The following is a 19,207-nucleotide window of genomic DNA, read 5'->3' as shown; positions in this document are numbered from 1 at the left end:
ACTCAATTTAGCCATTGTCGACGTTTTCGACTTGCACCACTGGCGAAGATACCGCAGAGCAGGGCCAAAAGCGCAACTCCCGCACCGATCACAAACCATTGCTGCTGATCTGTGAGGAAACGTTGCAACGGACTGCTGGCCTGGGCCTCCTTGAGTTGCAGCTTCAATCGCTGGTTCTCCTGGCGCAACCGCGCCAGTTGCGCGCTTTCACGTTCGGCATCGACATTTTGCAGTTGTTTGCTCAGTTCTTCCCGCTGCGCCTCGCTAGCCTTCAAGCGTTGCTGCAACTCGGTGATCTGGGCGCCGGCGCTCAAGGACAGCGGCGTCGAATGGCTGCCCTCGGTGGTTTCCTCACCGTGGGCGGGCGCGACAATCGACAACGTGACCAACAGCAGACACAACGGACCTTTGCGCATGGCAACTCCTGAATTCCAATCGAGTATTGGGCAGGTTGTCGGCAGGCAAACGAGAATAATGAGCGATTGAGAGCGCGATGAACCGCGAAGGTTCATCGCGAGCCTGGACTTTAAGGCAGGACTTGCTTGAATGGCTTGACCGAAACGTTGGCGTAGACGCCGGCAGCGATGTACGGGTCGGCATCGGCCCAGGCCTGGGCGGCGCTCAGGGAATCGAACTCGGCGACGATCAGGCTGCCGGTGAAACCCGCTGCGCCCGGATCATTGCTGTCGACCGCAGGGTGCGGGCCGGCCAATACGATACGGCCTTCGCCCTTGAGCACTTGCAGACGCTCGAGGTGCGCGGGGCGCGCGGCCAGGCGGGCTTCCAGGGAGTTGGCGACGTCTGTGGCAATGATTGCGTAAAGCATGTCAGTCCTCGGTTTTTGGCGTGGTGGTATCGGTGTCGTGCAGGTGGCGCGACAGGTAGATGCCCTGGGCAACCAGGAACAGCACCGTCATGCCCAGGCTGCCGAAGACCTTGAAGTCGACCCAGTAGTCCTGGAAGGTGAACGCGACAAACAGGTTGGCGGCGCCGCAGAACAGGAAGAAGGCGATCCAGGCAATGTTCAGGCGTGTCCAGACAAGGTCCGGCAACGTCAGCGCGTGACCCATGATGCGCTTGATCAGCAACTGATTGCCGATGAAGTGACTGCCAATGAACGCCAGGGCAAACAGCCAGTTCACCACCGGGGCTTTCCATTTCAGGAAGGTCTCGCTATGGAAGGCCAGGGTCAGGCTGCCGAAGACCAGGCAGGCGATGAGCGTCAGCCATTGGCTTTTTTCCAGCTTGCGCTGTTTGATGAACAGGGCGCCATAGACCACAAGGGAGCTGATGATGAGCATCGCGGTGGCGCTGTAGATACCGCCTACAGTGACCTGGTGACCGGCGATGTCGACAACCCGAGGGTCTATTTTGAATACGATGAAAAACAGCAGGAGCGGGATGAAATCGATGAATTGTTTCACAGTGGCAGCCAGAAGCAGGATGTGGCGGCATAATAACAAACATATGGGCGCGCGATAGCGCCAGCTGATTTGAGGTCATGTATCCCCGTGAATGTCGATTTGCACTGCCACAGCACCGCCTCCGATGGTGCGCTCGCGCCCGCCGCCCTGGTGGCGCGCGCGCATGAGAAGGGCGTGCAGGTCCTGGCCTTGACCGATCATGACACGGTCGAAGGCCTTGAAGAGGCCCGCAGCGCGGCGACGGCACTGGGGATGCAACTGATCAATGGTGTGGAGTTGTCCTGCACCTGGGGCGGCGCGACCATCCACGTATTGGGTTACGCATTTGACCCAGACGCGCCGCCGTTGGTCGAGGCAATAGCCCGATTGCACGATGGGCGTTGGCTACGGTCTGAAGAAATAAGCCGCAAGCTGTCGCTCAAGGGCATGCCGGGGGCGCTGGACGGCGCCCGTGCCATCCAGCAGGAACTGGGCGACAGCGGCAATGCGCCGGCCCGTCCGCATTTTGCCGACTGGATGGTGCGAGAAGGGTTCGTCAAGGATCGCGCCGAAGCGTTTCGCAAATGGCTGGGCGCGGGCAAGCTGGGGGACGTCAAGCAACACTGGCCGGCCCTGGAGGAAACCGTGGAAACCCTGCGTGCATCCAATGCCTGGGTCAGCCTGGCACATCCCTGGCACTATGATTTCACGCGTAGCAAGCGTCGTCGGCTGATTTCTGACTATATTCAAGCGGGAGGCCAGGCGCTCGAAGTAGTCAATGGTCATCAGCCCGCCGAGCAAGTGGGCAGCCTTGCCATCCTGGCTCGGGAGTTTGGTCTGCTGGTCAGTGCCGGCAGTGATTTTCATGGCCCTGGAGGCTGGTCCGAGATCGGCGAATACCGCCCGCTCCCGGAGGATCTGCCACCACTGTGGTGTCGATTCAAACATGACCCAATTATTACCGTCGTCTGAACAGGTAGAGAATGTGAGTCAATTTTTCCAGATTCATCCGGAAAACCCGCAAGCGCGTCTGATCAAACAGGCTGTCGAGATCATCCGCAAGGGCGGGGTGGTGATTTATCCCACCGACTCGTCCTACGCCATTGGTTGCCAGATCGGTGACAAGGTGGCCGTGGAACGCGTACGCCGCCTGCGTGGGCTCGACGACAAGCACAACTTCGCGCTGATCTGCAGCGACCTGTCGCAGCTGGGGCTGTTCGCCAAGATCGACACCGGGACCTTCCGTATCCTCAAGGCGCATCTGCCGGGGCCCTACACGTTTATCCTCAACGCCACCCGCGAAGTCCCACGGCTATTGCTGCACCCGAAAAAACGCACCATCGGCCTGCGGGTGCCCAGTCATCCCATTGCCCTGGCGCTGCTGGCCGAGCTCGGCGAGCCGCTGATGAGCGTCACGCTGATCATGCCCGGCGACACCGATCCGCTGAGCGATCCGTACGAGATGCGCCAGTTGCTGGAGCATCAGGTAGACCTGATCATCGACGGCGGTTTTGGCGGGATCAAGGCGTCCACCGTGATCAACCTCGCCGATGGCGAGCCGGAAGTGATCCGCGTCGGTTGCGGCGACCCTTCGCCGTTCATGGCCGAGGCCTAGATGTCGGCCGTGGAACCCGCTGTCGACAGTCAGGCCGGCGCCCAGCAGGAACTGCCCTTTGCCATGGTCTATGGGCAGGCGGTGCTGGAAATGCCCCTGGACCTGTACATCCCGCCCGATGCGCTCGAAGTGTTTCTCGAAGCCTTCGAAGGCCCGCTCGATTTGCTGCTGTACCTGATCCGCAAGCAGAACATCAACATCCTTGACATCCCGGTGGCGGAAATCACCCGCCAGTACATGGGTTACGTCGAGTTGATGCAGTCGGTCCGCCTGGAACTGGCCGCCGAGTATCTGGTGATGGCCGCGATGCTGGCCGAGATCAAGTCGCGGATGTTGCTGCCTCGGGCGGAGACTGTCGAAGACGAAGAAGACGATCCGCGCGCCGAGTTGATCCGCCGCTTGCAGGAGTACGAGCGCTTCAAGAACGCGGCCGAAGGCATCGACGGCCTCAGCCGTGTCGGTCGAGACGTGGTGGTGCCAAAACTGGATGCCCCGGAGGCCCGGGCCCGTAAGTTGTTGCCGGATGTCAGCCTGGAAGAGCTGTTGATGTCCATGGCCGAGGTGCTGCGCCGCGGCGACATGTTCGAAAGCCATCAGGTCAGCCGCGAGGCCCTGTCTACTCGCGAGCGCATGAGCGATGTGCTGGAGCGGCTCAAGGGCGGCGGTTTCGTGCCGTTTATCGAGCTGTTCACTGCCGAGGAAGGACGCCTGGGAGTGGTGGTGACTTTCATGGCGATCCTCGAACTGGTCAAGGAATCCTTGGTCGAGCTGGTGCAGAATGAGCCGTTCGCGGCGATTCACGTGCGAGCCCGAGCCGAATAACGAGTTGAATCATGAACCTGACTGAACCCCGCGAGCTGGCGCCACTGCTTGAAGCCTTTCTGTTGGCCTCGGGAAAACCGCAATCGCTTGAACGCCTCTACGAACTGTTTGAGGAAGGCGAACGGCCGGAGCCCCCGGTGTTCAAGAAAGCGCTGACATTGCTGGCCAAGTCCTGCGACGGTCGTGCTTTTGAACTGAAGGAAGTCGCTTCCGGTTATCGGCTGCAGATACGCGAAAAATTCTCGCCGTGGGTGGGGCGCTTGTGGGAAGAGCGGCCGCAACGCTATTCCCGCGCCATGCTGGAGACCATGGCGCTGATTGCCTATCGTCAGCCCATTACCCGTGGCGAAATCGAAGACGTGCGGGGCGTGGCGGTCAATAGTTATATCGTCAAGACGCTGCTGGAGCGCGAGTGGATCCGCATCGTCGGCTACCGCGATGTGCCGGGAAAACCGGCGATGTTCGCCACGACCAAGGCGTTTCTCGACCATTTCAACCTGAAGAACCTCGACGATTTACCGCCGCTCGCGGACTTGCGTGAGCTGGAGCCGGACCCGGTCCTGGACTTTGATGACGCACCGGTGCCTGCCGGATTGCAGGAACTGGCCGATGCCAGTGCCGAGCCGGAAGAACCCAAGGAAGAAACCAGTTTCCACACGCTGTTGCTGGAGTTGGACAGCATGGAAGAGGGGCTCAAGACCGATTTCGACGATATGTTGCGTGATGGCGATTCGGGAGAGATGCCGGAGGTTGAGGCCGAACCCGAACCCGAACCCGAGCCCGAGCAAGAAGACGATGTGCTTGGCGTGGCCGAGGCACGGGAAAAACTCCTGGCCGCCGTCGCCGCCCTCGAACAGACACCGCCCGAACCGGAGCCCGAACTGAGCGAAGAAGAAGCCGAGGCCCGCGCCCTGGCCGAAGCGATCGAAGCCGAACGCCGCGAATTCGAGGATTGACGCGGTTGAACTGACTATGGAAATCCCTGTGGGAGCGGGCAAGCCCGCTCCCACAATGGAAATACAGTGATAGTGAGATTTATACGCCCCACCACCGGTCGCCCCACGACCGGCAAATTCCCTCCATCAACTAGTCTTTGATGCGCAAACGCCCTCATGCGCGTATGATTCGCGACCCTCAGGCGATCCCTTCGCCGATTCAGACCACACCGGGAGGTGCCCAGATGAGTATCAACGATCAGCAAGACGACCAGCCAATCGGCCCAGCAGGCGAAAAACTGCAGAAAGTCCTCGCCCGTATCGGCGTCGGCTCGCGCCGTGACGTGGAAGCGTGGATCAGCCACGGCCGGATCAAGGTCAACGGCAAAGACGCCACCCTTGGCCAGCGTGTCGATATGCACGACGCCATCAGCATCGATGGCAAGGTGATCAAGCGTGAAGAGGCCGCCGAGTCGGTCCGCCGCGTGATCATGTACAACAAACCCGATGGCGAAATCTGCACACGCGTCGACCCGGAAGGTCGCCCTACGGTGTTCGACAAACTGCCAAAGCCCAAAGAGGGGCGCTGGATCAACATCGGCCGCCTGGACATCAACACCACTGGTCTCTTGATGTTCACCACCGACGGTGAGTTGGCCAACCGCCTGATGCATCCATCCTTCGAGATGGACCGTGAATACGCTGTGCGTGTGCGTGGTGAAGTCGACGACGAGATGATCGAGCGACTGAAAGCGGGCGTCGTTCTCGAAGACGGTCCGGCCAAATTTACCGACATCAAGCAAGCACCCGGTGGGGAAGGTTTCAACCACTGGTACCACTGCGTGGTGATGGAAGGCCGCAACCGCGAAGTCCGTCGCCTGTGGGAATCCCAGGGCCTTGTGGTCAGCCGTCTGAAGCGCGTGCGTTTCGGCCCGGTGTTCCTCAATTCCGATCTGCCGATGGGGCGCTGGCGCGAAATGAGCCAGTACGAAGTCGACATCCTCAGCTCTGAAGTGGGCCTGACGCCGGTAGCGATGCCGCAGATGAACGCCAAGAGCAAGGACAAGCTGGAGCGGATGCAGCGCAAATCGTCGCGGCCAATGGCGCGCACGGATCGTGTGCGCACCCTGCGCCCGGCGGCTGACGCACCGGCTTCCCCACGCGTGGCTCGCGAGCCGCAGATTGAGGGCGAGCGCAGGCCGGCCGCCCGCCAGGACGGTGAGCGCGCGCCACGCCCGCCACGCCCGGCCAAGGGCCGTACCGAGCGCGGCGAAGGTCGCGGTACGCCGGTGGCTGATCGTCCGGTCGAAACCAAGCGTCCGGCCAAACCGGCCGCCAAGCGTCCGGGCATCAAGCTGGTCGACGGTGATGCGCCTGCGGGCAAGCGTCGCGGCGCGCCGACGGGTGTGAAGAAGCGGTAAGCGATAAGCGGTAAGCTGCAAGTTAAAAACGCCATCCTTTGGGGTGGCGTTTTTTTTGGTTTGCCTTTCAGGGTGTGTTGGCTGGACTGGCCTCATCGCTCCCACATGTTTACCGCAGCCCCCTGTGGGAGCGGGCTTGCCCGCGATGGGGCCATTGGCAACACCACACATCCCTGCCCAGACATCCCTGGCAACAAGCCGCCGACCCCTCGGCGTCTGGCACGGCGCGGTCAGCGGTGTACAATGCGCCCCGTTTTACCTGTGACCTCCTGCGCAGCAGCGCAATCCTCAAGGCTACCCGCTTTGTTCACTCCGCCACGTCACGAGCGTGTCGGGTTCGATTTCGTCACAGATAAAAACAAAACAGGTGACGCATGACCGCTGTAGATAATCTGAATTCAGGCGAGCTGAAACGCGGCCTGAAGAATCGTCATATTCAACTGATCGCCCTCGGTGGCGCGATTGGTACCGGCCTGTTCCTCGGCTCGGCCGGTGTCCTCAAGTCCGCTGGTCCGTCGATGATTCTCGGCTACGCCATCTGTGGCTTCATTGCCTTCATGATCATGCGCCAGCTCGGCGAGATGATCGTCGAAGAGCCCGTGGCCGGCTCCTTCAGCCACTTCGCCCACAAATACTGGGGCGGATTCGCCGGCTTTCTGTCGGGCTGGAACTGCTGGATCCTGTACATCCTGGTGGGTATGTCTGAGCTGACCGCGGTCGGCAAATACATTCATTACTGGGCGCCGCACATCCCGACCTGGGTGACGGCCGCCGGCTTCTTTGTGCTGATTAACCTGATCAACCTGGCCAACGTCAAAGTGTTCGGTGAAGCCGAGTTCTGGTTTGCGATCATCAAGGTCGTGGCGATCATCGGCATGATTGCCCTGGGCAGCTACTTGCTGGTCAGCGGTCATGGCGGCCCGCAGGCCTCCGTGACCAACCTGTGGTCCCATGGCGGTTTTTTCCCCAATGGCGTCGGAGGCCTGGTGATGGCCATGGCGATCATCATGTTCTCCTTCGGCGGCCTGGAAATGCTCGGTTTTACTGCCGCCGAAGCTGACAAACCGAAAACGGTGATCCCCAAAGCCATCAACCAGGTGATCTACCGGATTCTGATTTTCTATATCGGGGCCCTGGTCATCCTGCTGTCGCTGACACCTTGGGACAGTCTGCTGGCGACGCTGAACGCTTCGGGCGACTCCTACAGCGGTAGCCCGTTCGTGCAGGTGTTCTCGATGCTGGGCAGCAACACTGCTGCGCATATCCTCAACTTCGTCGTGCTGACCGCTGCGCTGTCGGTGTACAACAGCGGCACTTACTGCAACAGCCGCATGCTCCTGGGCATGTCGGAGCAGGGCGATGCGCCCAAGGCATTGGCGAAGATCGACAAGCGTGGCGTGCCGGTGCGCTCGATCCTGGCGTCGGCCGCAGTGACCTTGATCGCGGTCTTGCTCAACTACCTGATTCCGCAAAACGCGTTGGAATTGTTGATGTCGCTGGTGGTCGCTACGCTGGTCATCAACTGGGCGATGATCAGCTACTCGCACTTCAAGTTCCGCCAGCACATGAACAGGACCGGCCAGACGCCGCTGTTCAAGGCGCTGTGGTATCCCTACGGCAACTTCATCTGCCTGGCGTTCGTGGTGTTCATCCTGGGTGTGATGCTGCTGATCCCGGGCATCCAGATTTCCGTATATGCGATCCCGGTGTGGGTGGTGTTCATGGGGATCTGCTATTGGATCAAGAACAAGCGCAGTGCGGGGCGGGAGTTGGCGGGAGCCAGGTAAACTTCCCTAGACCTCACGGTCCCCTGTAGGAGCGAGCTTGCTCGCGATTCGATATGCCAGACAAAGGCTGGGTGACTGACACTCCGCTATCGCGAGCATGCTCGCTCCTACACGAGTCACAGGTCCAGAATAGGGACGCCATTGCATGCTGGTGATTTCCAACACCGTACAACTGCCGGATCATGAGATCGAGTTGACCGCCATCCGCGCCCAAGGCGCCGGTGGGCAGAACGTCAACAAGGTCTCCAGCGCCGTGCACCTGCGCTTCGACATCCCGGCTTCGTCTTTGCCCGAGTTCTACAAGGAACGCTTGCTGGCGTTGCGTGACAGTCGCATCACCAGCGACGGCGTTTTGATCATCAAGGCCCAGCAGTACCGCACGCAGGAAGCCAATCGTGCCGATGCACTGGAACGGCTGGTCGAGTTGATCCAGAGCGCCACCAAGGTTGAAAAAAAACGCCGCCCAACCAAGCCCACATTGGGCTCGAAAACCCGACGGCTCGAATCCAAGAGCAAGCGCGGCAGTATCAAGGCCGGTCGCGGCAAGGTCGACTTCTAGCGCGTCGAACGTTCTTCGCGGTGTTTTTCATCCAGTTGCTTCGGCATTTGCCGGTACAGGTAAACACTGAGGACCAAGCCCGTCAGGGCGGCGAGTGCGGCGAACAGGAAGATCGAGGCGAAGCCAAAACCGGCAGCAATCGCGCCCGCCAGCGGTCCGGTGATGCCCAGCGACAGGTCGATGAACAGTGAGTAGGCGCCCACCGCTGCGCCACGACTGGAAGCCGGCACCAGGTTGACCGCTTCCACGCCAAGGGCCGGGAACACCAGCGAAAAACCGAAACCACTCAATGCCGCCCCGGCCAGCGCCCAATGGGCATCCGGCGCGAGCCAGAGCAGCAACAGGCCCAGAGTTTCCACCGAAAGGCAGGCAATCGCCACGCGAAAGCCCCCGAGCCGGTTGATCAGGTTGCCGAACAGCAACCGCGCGCCGATGAAGCTGGCACCGAAAAGGCTCAGGCACAGCACCGCGTTATCCCAATGCTGGGTGGCGTAATACAACGTGATGAAGGTGGCGATGGTGCCGAAGCCGATCGAGCCCAGCGCGAGGCCGCAGCCGTGCGGCAGTACTCGACCCAACACGTGCATGAACGGCAAGCGTTCTCCGGCGACGATCGGTGCAGCCGTTTTCGGCCAGGCCAGCGCCAGCCCCAGCACCGCCAGCAGCACGATGCTCACGCCCATGCTCCACAAGCCCAGGCCATTGACCAGAAATACCCCCAACGGTGCGCCGACTGCCAGCGCGCCATAACTGGCGATACCGTTCCAGGAGATCACTTTGGCCGTATTTGCCGCGCCAACCCGGCCAATGCCCCAGCCGATCGACCCCGAGCCCACCAGGCTTTCCGCGCTGCCGAGCACCAGACGGCCGATCAACAGGCTGATCAGGCTGAGCATCGGCAGGCTCTGGGTCCAGGCCGAAATCAACATGAACACGCCGCTCAAGCCGCAACCCGCCAGGCCATACATCACCGCGAGTTTGCTGCCCTTGATGTCGATGATTTTGCCGGCGTACGGACGGCTGAGCAGGGTGGCCAGGTATTGCACGCTGATCACCAGCCCTGCGATCACCGCGCTGAAGCCCAGATCGTTGTGGACGTAGCCGGGCAATACGGCCAGGGGAATGCCGATATTGAGATAGCCGATGAACGTAAAGAGGACGATGGAAACGACTTGCAGCGTGACCGCCAGGGGGCGCTGGTTTTCAGACATGGGGCAAAGGTCCACGGGAAAGCAGAATAGATAGGCTGCTTATGATAGCGGTGCAAGCGCCTATCAGGCGTGGAAAAGTAAAACTATTTGCCGGACGGAAGCGTCAGGGTTGGGTGGGAGCGACCAGTTGGGTCGTGACCAGTGCGGCCAGCGCATTTTCTTCGCTGCCGAAACGGGCGAGCAGGGCGGCCTGTTTTTCCGGGGAGAGGCGGTTCCAGATCTCGATCATCTTTTCAGCGGTGCCAATCAGTACGCTGGCTTGCTCTTCGGAAAATTCATCGGTCATGGGGGAGGGCTCAAGGTTCAGGCAGTGTGGAAAGCGCATGTTAGCGCTTTCCACACGGTCTGTACGGCGGGTGTTTCAGTCTTCGCTGTCGGCCTTGCGGCTGTCAGTGGCTTCTTTCGGCTCGGGCTGTTGGGCGCCGGCTTGTTGCGGGGTCGTCTGCTCAGGTTCGTGCAGGCTTGGGAAGGGGAGATTGGGAATCTCGTGCATGGTTGCGCTCCTCGCTAAGTCTGTTGGTAGATCTGGTAGATCCGCGCTTTCAAAAAAGCTTGGGCAGGATACAGCAGGAGAAATGACAAATAGACTTTTATATCTGTTTGTTTCGACGGGTGGGGTTGTCTAGACAGGTCGGTGGGAGGTACTGATCCCCTGCAGGAGCGAGCATGCTCGCTCCTGCAGGGGTTGCGGCGTTTGTGGGTTACTTACACACGTCCGCAATCGCTTCCGCCAGCAGATCCAGGCGCGTCGCGTCGATGCCGGCCACGTTTGCCCGACCGGTGCCGACCATGTACACGCTGTGGCGGTCACGCAGTTGCTTGACCTGCTCGGGTAACAACCCGGTGTATGAAAACATGCCGCGCTGCACGCCAATGTGCGCAAAACGCTCGCGCAAGCCATGGGGCTCGAGCGCCTCGACCAGGCCGCTGCGCAATTGTGCGATGCGCAAACGCATGCCTTCGACTTCATCGGTCCACAGGCTTTTGAGCTCGGGATCGCCCAGGATCGTTGCCACCACGGCCGCGCCATGATCCGGGGGTGTCGACCACAGGTTGCGGGCGATGTTGGCGAGTTGGCTGCGGATATCCAGCAGTTTGTCGGTGCTCTTGGCGCAGACGATCAACGCGCCGGTGCGGTCGCGGTACAGACCGAAATTCTTCGAGCAGGAACTGGTGATGAGCACTTCCGGCAGTTCGGCGGCAAACAAGCGGGTCGACCAGGCGTCCTGTTCCAGGCCATCGCCAAAGCCTTGGTAAGCGAAGTCGATCAGCGGCACCAGATCGCGACGACGCACCACTTCCAGCACACGACGCCATTGCTCGTGACTCAGGTCGAAACCGGTGGGGTTGTGGCAGCAGGCGTGCAGCAACACCACGTCGCCGATTGGCGCCTGGTTCAGCGCAGCCAGCATCGCCTCCACGTCGAGGCGGTTATCACTGCCCACGTAGGGGTAGTGGTTCACCTTGACCCCGGCCGTGGCGAAAATGGTTTCGTGGATCGGCCAGGTTGGGTTGCTCAGCCAAACGCCGCGACCCGGCAGGCATTGGGCGATGAAGTCCGCGCTCAGGCGCAATGCGCCGGTGCCGCCGGGGGTCTGGGTAGCGCCAACCCTTTGTTCGGCGATCAGCGCAGAGTCGGCGCCGAGCACGAGCGCATTGATCGCCTTGCCGAACGCCGGCTCGCCATGCCCGCCGATGTAGGTCTTGGTGGTCTGGCGATCCACCAGGCGTTGCTCGGCGAGTTTCACGGACGCAAGGATCGGCGTCAGGCCCTGGGCATCCTTGTAGACGCCAACGCCCAGGTCGAATTTGCGCGGGTTCGGGTCCTGCGCGTAGGCCTCCATCAGGCCCAGGATCGGGTCGCCGGGTACTCGAGCGATGGCGTCGAAATGCATTACTTGCGGCCCTCGGCATCCTTGGCCACGTCGTCGGTGCGCGCGGCCATGATGAAGTCGTTGCGGTGCAGGCCCTTGATGGAGTGGCTCCACCAGGTCACGGTGACTTTGCCCCATTCGGTCAGCAGGCCCGGGTGGTGGCCCTCGGCCTCGGAGATTTCACCGACGGCATTGGTGAAGGCCAGCGCGTGCTTGAAGTTCTTGAACAGGTACACCTTTTCGAGCTGCATGACGCCGTCGCGAACTTCAATGTTCCAGTCAGGGATCTGTTTGATCAGTACCGGCAGTTCTTCGTCGCTGACCTGTGGTGCGTCGGCGCGGCAGGCTTCGCAATGGGCTTGGTTCAAAGTGGACATGATGTGTTCCTGAAATCGAATGTTTGGGAAGTCGGGGTCATCGTTACCAGGGGATGGCTTTACGCTAAAGCAAAGCGTCGCTCGGTAACAGACACACTTGTTGCGAAAAGTCGCGGGTCACGCAGCTTTCGGCGGAAATTTCGGGGCGTGCAGGCCCAGTTGCATGCCTTGCTTGACCATACCCATGATGTCTTCGTGGGCGAGGTCGAACAGGCGCTTGAGATCGGGCAGGACAAAGTACAAGGGTTGCAGGATGTCGATGCGATACGGCGTGCGCATGCATTCCAGCGGATCGAATGCCTGGTGCTCGGGTTCGTCCGAGAGGCAGTAAACGGTTTCCTTCGGCGAGGAGAGAATGCCGCCGCCGTAGATGCGCAGTCCTTGGGGCGTATCCATCAGGCCGAACTCGATGGTCATCCAGTACAGGCGCGCCAGGTACACGCGTTCTTCCTTCGAAGCTAGCAGGCCAAGTTTGCCGTAGGTGTGGGTGAATTCAGCGAACCATGGGTTGGTCAACAGCGGGCAGTGGCCAAAGATCTCGTGGAAAATGTCAGGCTCTTGCAGGTAATCCAGCTCTTCGCGCGTACGGATGAACGTCGCCACCGGAAACTGCTTGTTGGCCAGCAATTCGAAAAAGGTCTGGAACGGAATCAGCGCCGGCACGCGTGCCACTTGCCAGCCGGTGGTTTCACCCAGGACCTTGTTGATTTCACTCAGCTGCGGGATACGGTCGTGGGGCAGGCCGAGTTGTTCGATGCCGTCCAGGTACTCCTGGCACGCACGGCCCTCGATCACTTTCAGTTGGCGGGTGATCAGCGTGTTCCACACCGCGTGCTCTTCGCTGGCGTAGTGGATAAAACCTTGCGCATCGGGCTCACGGGCCACGTATTGCGTCTGCTTCATGCTGTTCTCCAGGGGAATACGTTCTTGTTATGGCGGCTATGGATTCAGAAATAGCGCATGCATTGCGCCATTGCAGTACGGGGAAGCCATTGCTTGCGAAGTGTTGAGCGGGTTTTTGTAAAGTTTTCGTTACGATGTCGCTGTCATTGAGCTCCGCTTCGATTTTGGTGGGTTGAATAGCGGCTCGAGTGTCACGTAATCTTTACGACTAAATGACCCCCTGCGCAGAAAATTCCTCTCACGGGGCGTCGGTCACTCGAGATCCGAGGCTCCCCATGCGTATCAAAGTCCACTGTCAGAACCGCATCGGCATCCTGCGCGACATCCTCAACCTGCTGGTGGAGTACGGCATCAACGTGGCTCGCGGTGAGGTGGGTGGCGAGCATGGCAACGCGATCTATCTGCATTGCCCCAATCTGATCAATCTCCAGTTCCAGGCATTGCGTCCGAAGTTCGAGTCGATTGCCGGGGTCTTTGGCGTCAAGCGTGTAGGGCTGATGCCCAGCGAGCGTCGGCACATGGAACTCAATGCCTTGTTGGGTGCGCTGGAGTTTCCGGTGTTATCGATTGATATGGGCGGATCTATCGTCGCGGCTAACCGCGCGGCGGCGCAGTTGCTTGGAGTGCGGGTGGACGAGGTGCCGGGCATTCCGTTGTCGCGTTATGCCGAGGACTTCGACTTGCCGGAACTGGTGCGCGCCAACAAATCGCGGATCAACGGGCTGCGCGTCAAGGTCAAGGGCGATGTGTTCCTGGCTGACATCGCGCCTTTGCAATCGGAACACGACGACAGCGAAGCCATGGCGGGGGCCGTGTTGACGTTGCACCGTGCCGACCGGGTGGGCGAGCGCATCTATAACGTGCGCAAGCAGGAACTGCGCGGCTTCGACAGCATCTTCCAAAGCTCGAAGGTCATGGCTGCCGTGGTGCGCGAAGCCCGGCGCATGGCGCCGTTGGATGCGCCGCTATTGATAGAGGGCGAAACCGGCACCGGCAAGGAGTTGCTGGCACGTGCCTGTCACCTCGCCAGTCCGCGCGGGCAGTCGCCATTGATGGCGCTCAATTGCGCGGGGCTGCCAGAATCCATGGCCGAAACCGAGTTGTTCGGCTACGGCCCCGGCGCGTTCGAAGGCGCGCGCGCCGAGGGCAAGCTTGGCCTGCTGGAGTTGACGGCCGGCGGAACCCTGTTTCTCGATGGGGTGGCAGAAATGAGCCCGCGCCTGCAGGTGAAATTGCTGCGCTTCCTGCAGGAAGGATGCTTCCGACGTGTCGGCAGCGATGAAGAGGTGTACCTGGATGTGCGGGTGATCTGTGCGACCCAGGTCGACCTCTCGGAATTGTGTGCCCGTGGCGAGTTCCGCCAGGATCTGTATCACCGCTTGAATGTGCTGTCGCTGCACATTCCGCCCCTGCGTGAATGCCTAGACGGTTTGCCGCCGCTGGTGGAGCATTTCCTCGACCAAGCCAGCCGGCAGATCGGCTGCCCTTTACCGAAACTGGCATCGTCTGCCATGGAAAGACTCACTCACTATCATTGGCCGGGTAACGTTCGCCAGCTGGAAAACGTGTTGTTCCAGGCGGTCTCGCTGTGCGAGGTCGGGACGGTCAAGGCCGAACATATTCGCCTGCCGGATTATGGCGCGCGTCAGCCGCTTGGCGATTTTTCGTTGGAGGGCGGTTTGGATGCGATTGTCGGTCGGTTCGAAAAGGCGGTGCTGGAGTGTCTTTACGCCGAATACCCCAGCAGCCGCCAACTCGGCAAACGGTTGGGGGTTTCGCACACCACCATCGCCAATAAGTTGCGCGCGTACGACGTACAAGTAGACCAAATCCTCCCAGAGCCTTGATCCCGGCGGTCAGCACCTCAACCGAGGGGGTGGTATGGGATTTGCTAGTTCGGGGTTCCTGTCAGATTTTTCATGTCTGGCGGCGACTTTTTGACTAGGCAACGCTGCGGTTTGCGCTGTGTACGTGAGGTTCAGGATGCAAAAGAAAATTGCTGTGGTGCAGTCGAACTATATCCCCTGGAAGGGCTATTTCGATCTGATCCGCAGTGTCGATGCATTCGTCCTCTATGACGACGTCCAGTACACCCGCAGTGACTGGCGTAACCGCAACCAGATCAAGACCGCTCAGGGCGAGCATTGGTTGAGCATCCCGGTCAAAAAGAAAGGGCTTCTCGGTCAGTTGATCAATGAAGTGCAGATCAGTGATCCGGGATGGGCCGCAGCGCACTGGAAGACCATCGAGCAGAGCTATCGGCGTGCAGCATGCTTCTCTCGAATGGAGTCGCCAATCCGCGCCCTCTACGAGCAGGCGGCTGACCTGACCCACCTGAGCGCCATCAACCACCTGTTCATCGCAGGCTTGTGCCCTCTGCTGGACATTCACACACCGCTCTACCGCTCCGAGGACCTGGGCGGCGTGGAGGGCAGGAACGAACGCCTGATCCATTTATGCGGGGCCCTCGGTGCCAACGAATACCTCTCGGGACCTGCGGCCAGTCATTACCTCGACGAAGCGGCGTTCGCCGCCCATGGAATCACCGTGGCGTACATGAGTTATGCAGGCTATCCCGAATATCCGCAGGTGTACGGCGAATTTCAGCATGCGCTCAGTGTGATCGACCTGCTGTTCAATACCGGCGCGGATGCATCGGCTTATCTGAAGAAAGGGGTGGCCTGAGCAATCTCTGCCAGTCCCCCTGTTTGATTTGATTTGGAGATTGCACCCGATGTCGAACCTAGCGCAGCTAGACGCTCCCTCGCTCGAACAGGCACTGGCGCGTCTGCGGCTGATGTATGCCAAACCCGAACATCCATACTATTTCCTGGCGCCTGCCTACCGGGAGACGTCGTCGGGTGTCGTCACGCTGCATTATCTCTGCCATATGCTCAACCTCAGCGGGCGCGAGGCTTACATCTGCGGCAACGATGTGGTCAATCCGGACCTGAAGACGCCCGTGCTGACCTCGGCGATTGCCCAGCGCCATGTGGCGATGGGCAAGGTGCCGATTGCGGTGTATCCCGAGGTGTTCCCGGGTAACCCGCTCAACTGTTCGGTCGTGGCCCGATTTCTGCTGAACTTTGAGGGCTTTCTCACCGCAAAAGGCATGGATGCCGCCCCCAGCGACTTGATTTTCTATTACGCCGCTCGCCTCGCCGAGCACCGGGGTGACCCGGACGGCGACCTGTTGTGCGTGCCGGCCATCGACGTCGAAATGTTTTCGCCAACCGCCCCTGACACCGTGCGCAAGGGCGCGTACCTGTACCAGAACCGTCACCCGCTCGAGAAAATCGACTACTCGCAACTGCCCGCGGATATCGAGCTTCTGAGCATGGCCAATCCCCGGACCCTGCCTGAGCTGGCCAAGCTGCTGCGTCAGGCCGAAGTGATGTACAGCTATGAGTGGTCGATGACGTGCGTGATGGCGGCGATGTGTGGGTGTCCGGTGATCTTCATGCCAGGGCATGGCATCGACCAGCAGGTGCTCGATACCAGTTTCTTCGGCAGTACCGGCTTTGCCATGTTCGATCAACCGCAGCCATTGGCCATCGCCCGGTCAACCCTGGGTGATGCCTTGCATCGTTACGTCGAGCGTACGGCGTCTTTCTGGCAGCAACTCGATGTGTTTATTGCCAAGACCCAGGCCAGCGCCGCCCGCCAGGCGGAGGGTAACCGCCTGGGGATGCTCGACTGGTTGCGCCAGCGCTACCCGCTCGCGCCGCAATTGCGCCTGATCAATGAGCGGTTGGCGAGCCCGACAGCGCCGAGCTTCACCGTACTGGTTCGCGATGATGGCGATCAGTTGGCCTTGGCTCGTAGCCTGGACAGCCTGGATGAGCAACTGTACCCGCGTGTGCATGTCTGCGTGATGGGCAGCGCTGATCCGGGGCGTGCCAATGTTCAATGGCTGGCCTGTGAGCCGAAGCAGCCGGCCGCCGCGATCAATGGCTGGCTCGAAAACAATCAGAGCGACTGGTTGCTGCTGATCGACGCCGGGGAGGAGATCATCGCCCCCGGGTTGCTGGTAACGGCCCTGAATCTGCTCGAAGCGCCCGACACTTGCCTGGCGGTGTACGCCGACGAGGCATTGCGTGTCGGTGGCGGGGTGGTCGACATCGCGTTGCGCCCGGATCTGAACCTGGACATGCTGTTGGCGTTTCCGGCCAGCTTGTCCCGTCATTGGCTTTATCGTCGCGAGGCGCTGGTGCGCCTGCACGGGTTTGACAACTTCAGTGGTGGCGCCTTTGAACTGGCCTACCAACTTCGCCTGATCGGCGAGCAGGGTGTGGCCAGCATCGGCCATGTCAGCGAGCCACTGCTGACCGCCAACGAGGTGCGCAAAACCGCTTGTGCCGACGAGCGCGCGGTCATCGAGGCGCATCTTCACGGACGTGGGTATGGGCAGGCGCGTGCCATCGCGCTGGAAAACGAGCCGGGCCGCTATCGTATCGACTACGGTCAGGCACGACAGGCCTCGGTCAGTATCCTGATTTACCTGCAGGGGCAGTTGGCGAACTTCCAGCGTTGCCTGGAAAGTCTGTTTGCGCACACCGACTCCGTGGACTACGAAATCCTGCTGATCGAGCCGGGCAGCGAGGAACCCGCTTTATTGGAGTGGCTCGGGCTGATCGAGCAGATGGGGGGAAGTCGCATCCAGGTGTTGCGATTCATGCCGGGCCAGCCTCGTGCAGCGATGTGCAATGCGGCGGCGCAGGAGGCGCGTGGCGAGTATCTGGTCTGGCTCGATGCACACAGCGCTGTGCTCGATGCCGAGTGGCTGCCAGCTTTGCTCAATCACGCCCAGCGTCCGGAAGTCGGTGCCGTGGGCGGCAGGTTGCAGGACAGCCGCGATCGCATCGTTCAGGCCGGCCTTGTGCTGGGTTTGGGCGGGACGCTCGGGAAAGCATTTGAAGGCTTGTCGTCCGAGGCGCCGGGTTACATGGGGCGTCTTCGCCTTGAGCAGAACTGCTCGGCAGTTGGCGGCGAATGCCTGATGGTGCGTCGGGCGCTGTTCCTGGAGGCAGGCGGTTTCGATATCGATTCGTCTCAGGCCCCCTGGACAGCGGTCGACCTGTGCCTGAGGTTGCAGCAGGCTGGCTACCTGAACGTCTGGACGCCCTATGCGCGACTGTTGCTGGACCCGGTACCCGTCGCCTCAGCCAGTAGCGACCAAGAGGACGCATTGTTCGCGCGATGGTTGCCGCAGTTGGCCCATGACCCGTCCTACAATGCCAATTTTTCGCTTCGCTCAGGCGAGGCCTTCGTGCTGGAAACCAATGACCTGATCTGGCAAATGCCGAAAGGCAGCGTGCCGAGGGTGCTGGCCTGTGTCACCGACCAGCAGGCGCCGGGGCACTCGCGACTGGCTCAGCCGCTCAAGGCCTTGCTGGAGGCAGGGGAAGTCGACGGGGCGGCCGTTTCGAGTCTGTTGTCAGCCGTGGAAATCGAGCGCCTGGCGCCGACCAGTGTGGTGTTGCAACGGCCTCTGGATGATGCCGGGCTGGCCACTTTGCGGCGCTTGAGGGCGTTTTCCAAGGCGTTCATCGTCTACGATCTGGACGGTTACTTGCCGCACATGGAGTTGAACGGCGATTACTCCTCCGATGAACTGCTCGAACGGATGCGTTTAGGGCTGATGCAGGCCGATCGGGTACTGGTCGGCACGCCTGCGCTGGCCGAACTGCTGCAGGGTGAGCACGACGATATCCGCGTGGTGGAGAGCCTGCTGCCCGCTCCGTGGGGACGGATACAAAGCCAGCGGGGCGTGGCGTCCAAGCCGCGCCTGGGCTGGCTGGGTGGGAAGGACTCGCAACTGCTCGCCGATGTGCTGCCTGCGCTGGCGGGCGAAGTCGAGTGGGTGGTGCTCGGCGACTGTCCCGAGTCCATGCGACCGTTTTTGAAGGAGCTGCACCCGGCCGTCGAGCAGCGCCAGTTGGCGGTGGCCATGGCCGCACTGAATCTGGACCTGGCGCTGGTGCCCATGGAAGAAACCCTGAACAATACATGTTCCGGTGATCTGCGAGTGCTGCAACATGCCGCCTGTGGGCATCCGATCATTTGCAGTCGAGTGCAGGGTTTTGTCGGGGGTGAGGTCCTGCCGCTTTCACGGGTGAGCAACCAGGCGCAGGACTGGATTCGGGCGATTCGCCTGCATCTGGAAGATCGTGCCGCCTCGGCGACGCTGGGCGACGCCTTACAGTCGACCGTGCGTGCACAGTGGCTGCTCGAGGGGGAGCGTCTGGAGGCCTGGCGACGAGCCTGGCTGGCCGATTGATGCATACTGATTATTATTTT

Annotated in this window: 19 protein-coding genes; 10 read left to right on the top strand and 9 right to left on the bottom strand. The window is 60.8% G+C overall.

Features of this window, described 5'->3' with window-relative positions:
• Positions 1 to 2: 2 nt before the first annotated feature.
• From AB4N33_RS14485 to AB4N33_RS14475, 3 genes are all read right to left on the bottom strand, one after another.
• Positions 3 to 416 (bottom strand): SH3 domain-containing protein, encoded by a 414-nt coding sequence (locus AB4N33_RS14485; RefSeq protein WP_460140009.1) that lies wholly within the window; start codon positions 414 to 416, stop codon positions 3 to 5.
• A 110-nt stretch (positions 417 to 526) separates the two neighbouring features.
• Complete coding sequence (locus tag AB4N33_RS14480) at positions 527 to 826, bottom strand: YciI family protein (RefSeq protein ID WP_008156126.1); 300 nt, start codon at positions 824 to 826, stop codon at positions 527 to 529.
• A gap of 1 nt (position 827) precedes the next feature.
• Positions 828 to 1,424, bottom strand: coding sequence for a septation protein A (locus tag AB4N33_RS14475; protein ID WP_460117201.1), 597 nt, complete (start codon positions 1,422 to 1,424; stop codon positions 828 to 830).
• An 87-nt stretch (positions 1,425 to 1,511) separates the two neighbouring features.
• On the opposite strand from AB4N33_RS14475, the gene AB4N33_RS14470 reads away from it, so the two are divergent.
• The 7 genes from AB4N33_RS14470 to arfB all read left to right on the top strand — a co-directional run bounded on the left by AB4N33_RS14470 (position 1,512) and on the right by arfB (position 8,542).
• Positions 1,512 to 2,375: a PHP domain-containing protein gene (locus tag AB4N33_RS14470; RefSeq protein ID WP_476457609.1), complete on the top strand. Its 864-nt coding sequence runs from the start codon at positions 1,512 to 1,514 to the stop codon at positions 2,373 to 2,375.
• A gap of 13 nt (positions 2,376 to 2,388) precedes the next feature.
• Positions 2,389 to 3,018 carry an L-threonylcarbamoyladenylate synthase gene (locus tag AB4N33_RS14465; RefSeq protein WP_460117198.1) on the top strand — a complete coding sequence of 210 codons (630 nt, stop codon included), beginning with the start codon at positions 2,389 to 2,391 and terminating at the stop codon, positions 3,016 to 3,018.
• Positions 3,019 to 3,840, top strand: coding sequence for a segregation and condensation protein A (locus AB4N33_RS14460; protein ID WP_460117197.1), 822 nt, complete (start codon positions 3,019 to 3,021; stop codon positions 3,838 to 3,840).
• Between the two features lie 11 nt (positions 3,841 to 3,851).
• Positions 3,852 to 4,796 (top strand): SMC-Scp complex subunit ScpB, encoded by a 945-nt coding sequence (scpB, locus tag AB4N33_RS14455; protein WP_476457608.1) that lies wholly within the window; start codon positions 3,852 to 3,854, stop codon positions 4,794 to 4,796.
• 224 nt (positions 4,797 to 5,020) lie between these two features.
• Positions 5,021 to 6,196 carry a 23S rRNA pseudouridine(2605) synthase RluB gene (rluB, locus tag AB4N33_RS14450; protein ID WP_476457607.1) on the top strand — a complete coding sequence of 392 codons (1,176 nt, stop codon included), beginning with the start codon at positions 5,021 to 5,023 and terminating at the stop codon, positions 6,194 to 6,196.
• Positions 6,197 to 6,570: 374 nt separating this feature from the next.
• The gene (locus AB4N33_RS14445) at positions 6,571 to 7,983 is read left to right on the top strand and encodes an amino acid permease (RefSeq protein ID WP_476457606.1); all 1,413 of its coding nucleotides are present in this window, start codon (positions 6,571 to 6,573) and stop codon (positions 7,981 to 7,983) included.
• Positions 7,984 to 8,128: 145 nt separating this feature from the next.
• The gene (arfB, locus tag AB4N33_RS14440) at positions 8,129 to 8,542 is read left to right on the top strand and encodes an alternative ribosome rescue aminoacyl-tRNA hydrolase ArfB (protein ID WP_460117193.1); all 414 of its coding nucleotides are present in this window, start codon (positions 8,129 to 8,131) and stop codon (positions 8,540 to 8,542) included.
• On the opposite strand, the gene AB4N33_RS14435 is transcribed toward arfB, so the two are convergent.
• The 6 genes from AB4N33_RS14435 to phhA all read right to left on the bottom strand — a co-directional run bounded on the left by AB4N33_RS14435 (position 8,539) and on the right by phhA (position 12,907).
• Positions 8,539 to 9,753 carry an MFS transporter gene (locus AB4N33_RS14435; protein WP_460117192.1) on the bottom strand — a complete coding sequence of 405 codons (1,215 nt, stop codon included), beginning with the start codon at positions 9,751 to 9,753 and terminating at the stop codon, positions 8,539 to 8,541. The genes arfB and AB4N33_RS14435 overlap by 4 nt on opposite strands.
• A gap of 103 nt (positions 9,754 to 9,856) precedes the next feature.
• Entirely contained in the window at positions 9,857 to 10,039 is a 183-nt protein-coding gene (locus tag AB4N33_RS14430) for a hypothetical protein (protein ID WP_460117191.1), read from the bottom strand.
• A 75-nt stretch (positions 10,040 to 10,114) separates the two neighbouring features.
• Complete coding sequence (locus tag AB4N33_RS14425) at positions 10,115 to 10,246, bottom strand: hypothetical protein (protein WP_368557644.1); 132 nt, start codon at positions 10,244 to 10,246, stop codon at positions 10,115 to 10,117.
• Between the two features lie 208 nt (positions 10,247 to 10,454).
• Positions 10,455 to 11,648, bottom strand: coding sequence for an amino acid aminotransferase (locus AB4N33_RS14420; protein ID WP_476457605.1), 1,194 nt, complete (start codon positions 11,646 to 11,648; stop codon positions 10,455 to 10,457).
• The gene (locus tag AB4N33_RS14415) at positions 11,648 to 12,004 is read right to left on the bottom strand and encodes a 4a-hydroxytetrahydrobiopterin dehydratase (RefSeq protein ID WP_476457604.1); all 357 of its coding nucleotides are present in this window, start codon (positions 12,002 to 12,004) and stop codon (positions 11,648 to 11,650) included. Before AB4N33_RS14415 ends, AB4N33_RS14420 begins: the two co-directional genes overlap by 1 nt.
• A 117-nt stretch (positions 12,005 to 12,121) precedes the next feature.
• On the bottom strand, positions 12,122 to 12,907 hold the full coding sequence (gene phhA / locus AB4N33_RS14410; protein ID WP_476457603.1) for a phenylalanine 4-monooxygenase: 786 nt from the start codon (positions 12,905 to 12,907) through the stop codon (positions 12,122 to 12,124).
• A gap of 275 nt (positions 12,908 to 13,182) precedes the next feature.
• Between phhA and AB4N33_RS14405 the strand changes: the two genes are divergently transcribed.
• The 3 genes from AB4N33_RS14405 (at position 13,183) to AB4N33_RS14395 (ending at position 19,187) form a co-directional block, all read left to right on the top strand.
• Positions 13,183 to 14,754, top strand: coding sequence for a sigma-54-dependent transcriptional regulator (locus AB4N33_RS14405; RefSeq protein ID WP_476457602.1), 1,572 nt, complete (start codon positions 13,183 to 13,185; stop codon positions 14,752 to 14,754).
• A gap of 136 nt (positions 14,755 to 14,890) precedes the next feature.
• Positions 14,891 to 15,592, top strand: a complete 702-nt coding sequence (locus AB4N33_RS14400; RefSeq protein WP_476457601.1) for a WbqC family protein — start codon at positions 14,891 to 14,893, stop codon at positions 15,590 to 15,592.
• A gap of 49 nt (positions 15,593 to 15,641) precedes the next feature.
• Positions 15,642 to 19,187, top strand: coding sequence for a glycosyltransferase (locus tag AB4N33_RS14395; protein WP_476457600.1), 3,546 nt, complete (start codon positions 15,642 to 15,644; stop codon positions 19,185 to 19,187).
• Positions 19,188 to 19,207: the final 20 nt, after the last annotated feature.

The organism is Pseudomonas sp. S1_E05, from assembly GCF_056337105.1.
This window is presented reverse-complemented; position numbering and strand designations above follow the sequence as displayed.

Excerpts from the sequence above, each read along its gene's own strand:
- AB4N33_RS14485 (WP_460140009.1), bottom strand. The coding sequence starts at position 416 with ATGCGCAAAGGTCCGTTGTGTCTGCTGTTGGTCACGTTGTCGATTGTC.
- AB4N33_RS14480 (WP_008156126.1), bottom strand. The coding sequence starts at position 826 with ATGCTTTACGCAATCATTGCCACAGACGTCGCCAACTCCCTGGAAGCC.
- AB4N33_RS14460 (WP_460117197.1), top strand. The coding sequence starts at position 3,019 with ATGTCGGCCGTGGAACCCGCTGTCGACAGTCAGGCCGGCGCCCAGCAG.
- scpB (WP_476457608.1), top strand. The coding sequence starts at position 3,852 with ATGAACCTGACTGAACCCCGCGAGCTGGCGCCACTGCTTGAAGCCTTT.
- rluB (WP_476457607.1), top strand. The coding sequence starts at position 5,021 with ATGAGTATCAACGATCAGCAAGACGACCAGCCAATCGGCCCAGCAGGC.
- AB4N33_RS14445 (WP_476457606.1), top strand. The coding sequence starts at position 6,571 with ATGACCGCTGTAGATAATCTGAATTCAGGCGAGCTGAAACGCGGCCTG.
- arfB (WP_460117193.1), top strand. The coding sequence starts at position 8,129 with ATGCTGGTGATTTCCAACACCGTACAACTGCCGGATCATGAGATCGAG.
- AB4N33_RS14435 (WP_460117192.1), bottom strand. The coding sequence starts at position 9,753 with ATGTCTGAAAACCAGCGCCCCCTGGCGGTCACGCTGCAAGTCGTTTCC.
- AB4N33_RS14430 (WP_460117191.1), bottom strand. The coding sequence starts at position 10,039 with ATGACCGATGAATTTTCCGAAGAGCAAGCCAGCGTACTGATTGGCACC.
- AB4N33_RS14425 (WP_368557644.1), bottom strand. The coding sequence starts at position 10,246 with ATGCACGAGATTCCCAATCTCCCCTTCCCAAGCCTGCACGAACCTGAG.
- AB4N33_RS14420 (WP_476457605.1), bottom strand. The coding sequence starts at position 11,648 with ATGCATTTCGACGCCATCGCTCGAGTACCCGGCGACCCGATCCTGGGC.
- AB4N33_RS14415 (WP_476457604.1), bottom strand. The coding sequence starts at position 12,004 with ATGTCCACTTTGAACCAAGCCCATTGCGAAGCCTGCCGCGCCGACGCA.
- phhA (WP_476457603.1), bottom strand. The coding sequence starts at position 12,907 with ATGAAGCAGACGCAATACGTGGCCCGTGAGCCCGATGCGCAAGGTTTT.
- AB4N33_RS14405 (WP_476457602.1), top strand. The coding sequence starts at position 13,183 with ATGCGTATCAAAGTCCACTGTCAGAACCGCATCGGCATCCTGCGCGAC.
- AB4N33_RS14400 (WP_476457601.1), top strand. The coding sequence starts at position 14,891 with ATGCAAAAGAAAATTGCTGTGGTGCAGTCGAACTATATCCCCTGGAAG.
- AB4N33_RS14395 (WP_476457600.1), top strand. The coding sequence starts at position 15,642 with ATGTCGAACCTAGCGCAGCTAGACGCTCCCTCGCTCGAACAGGCACTG.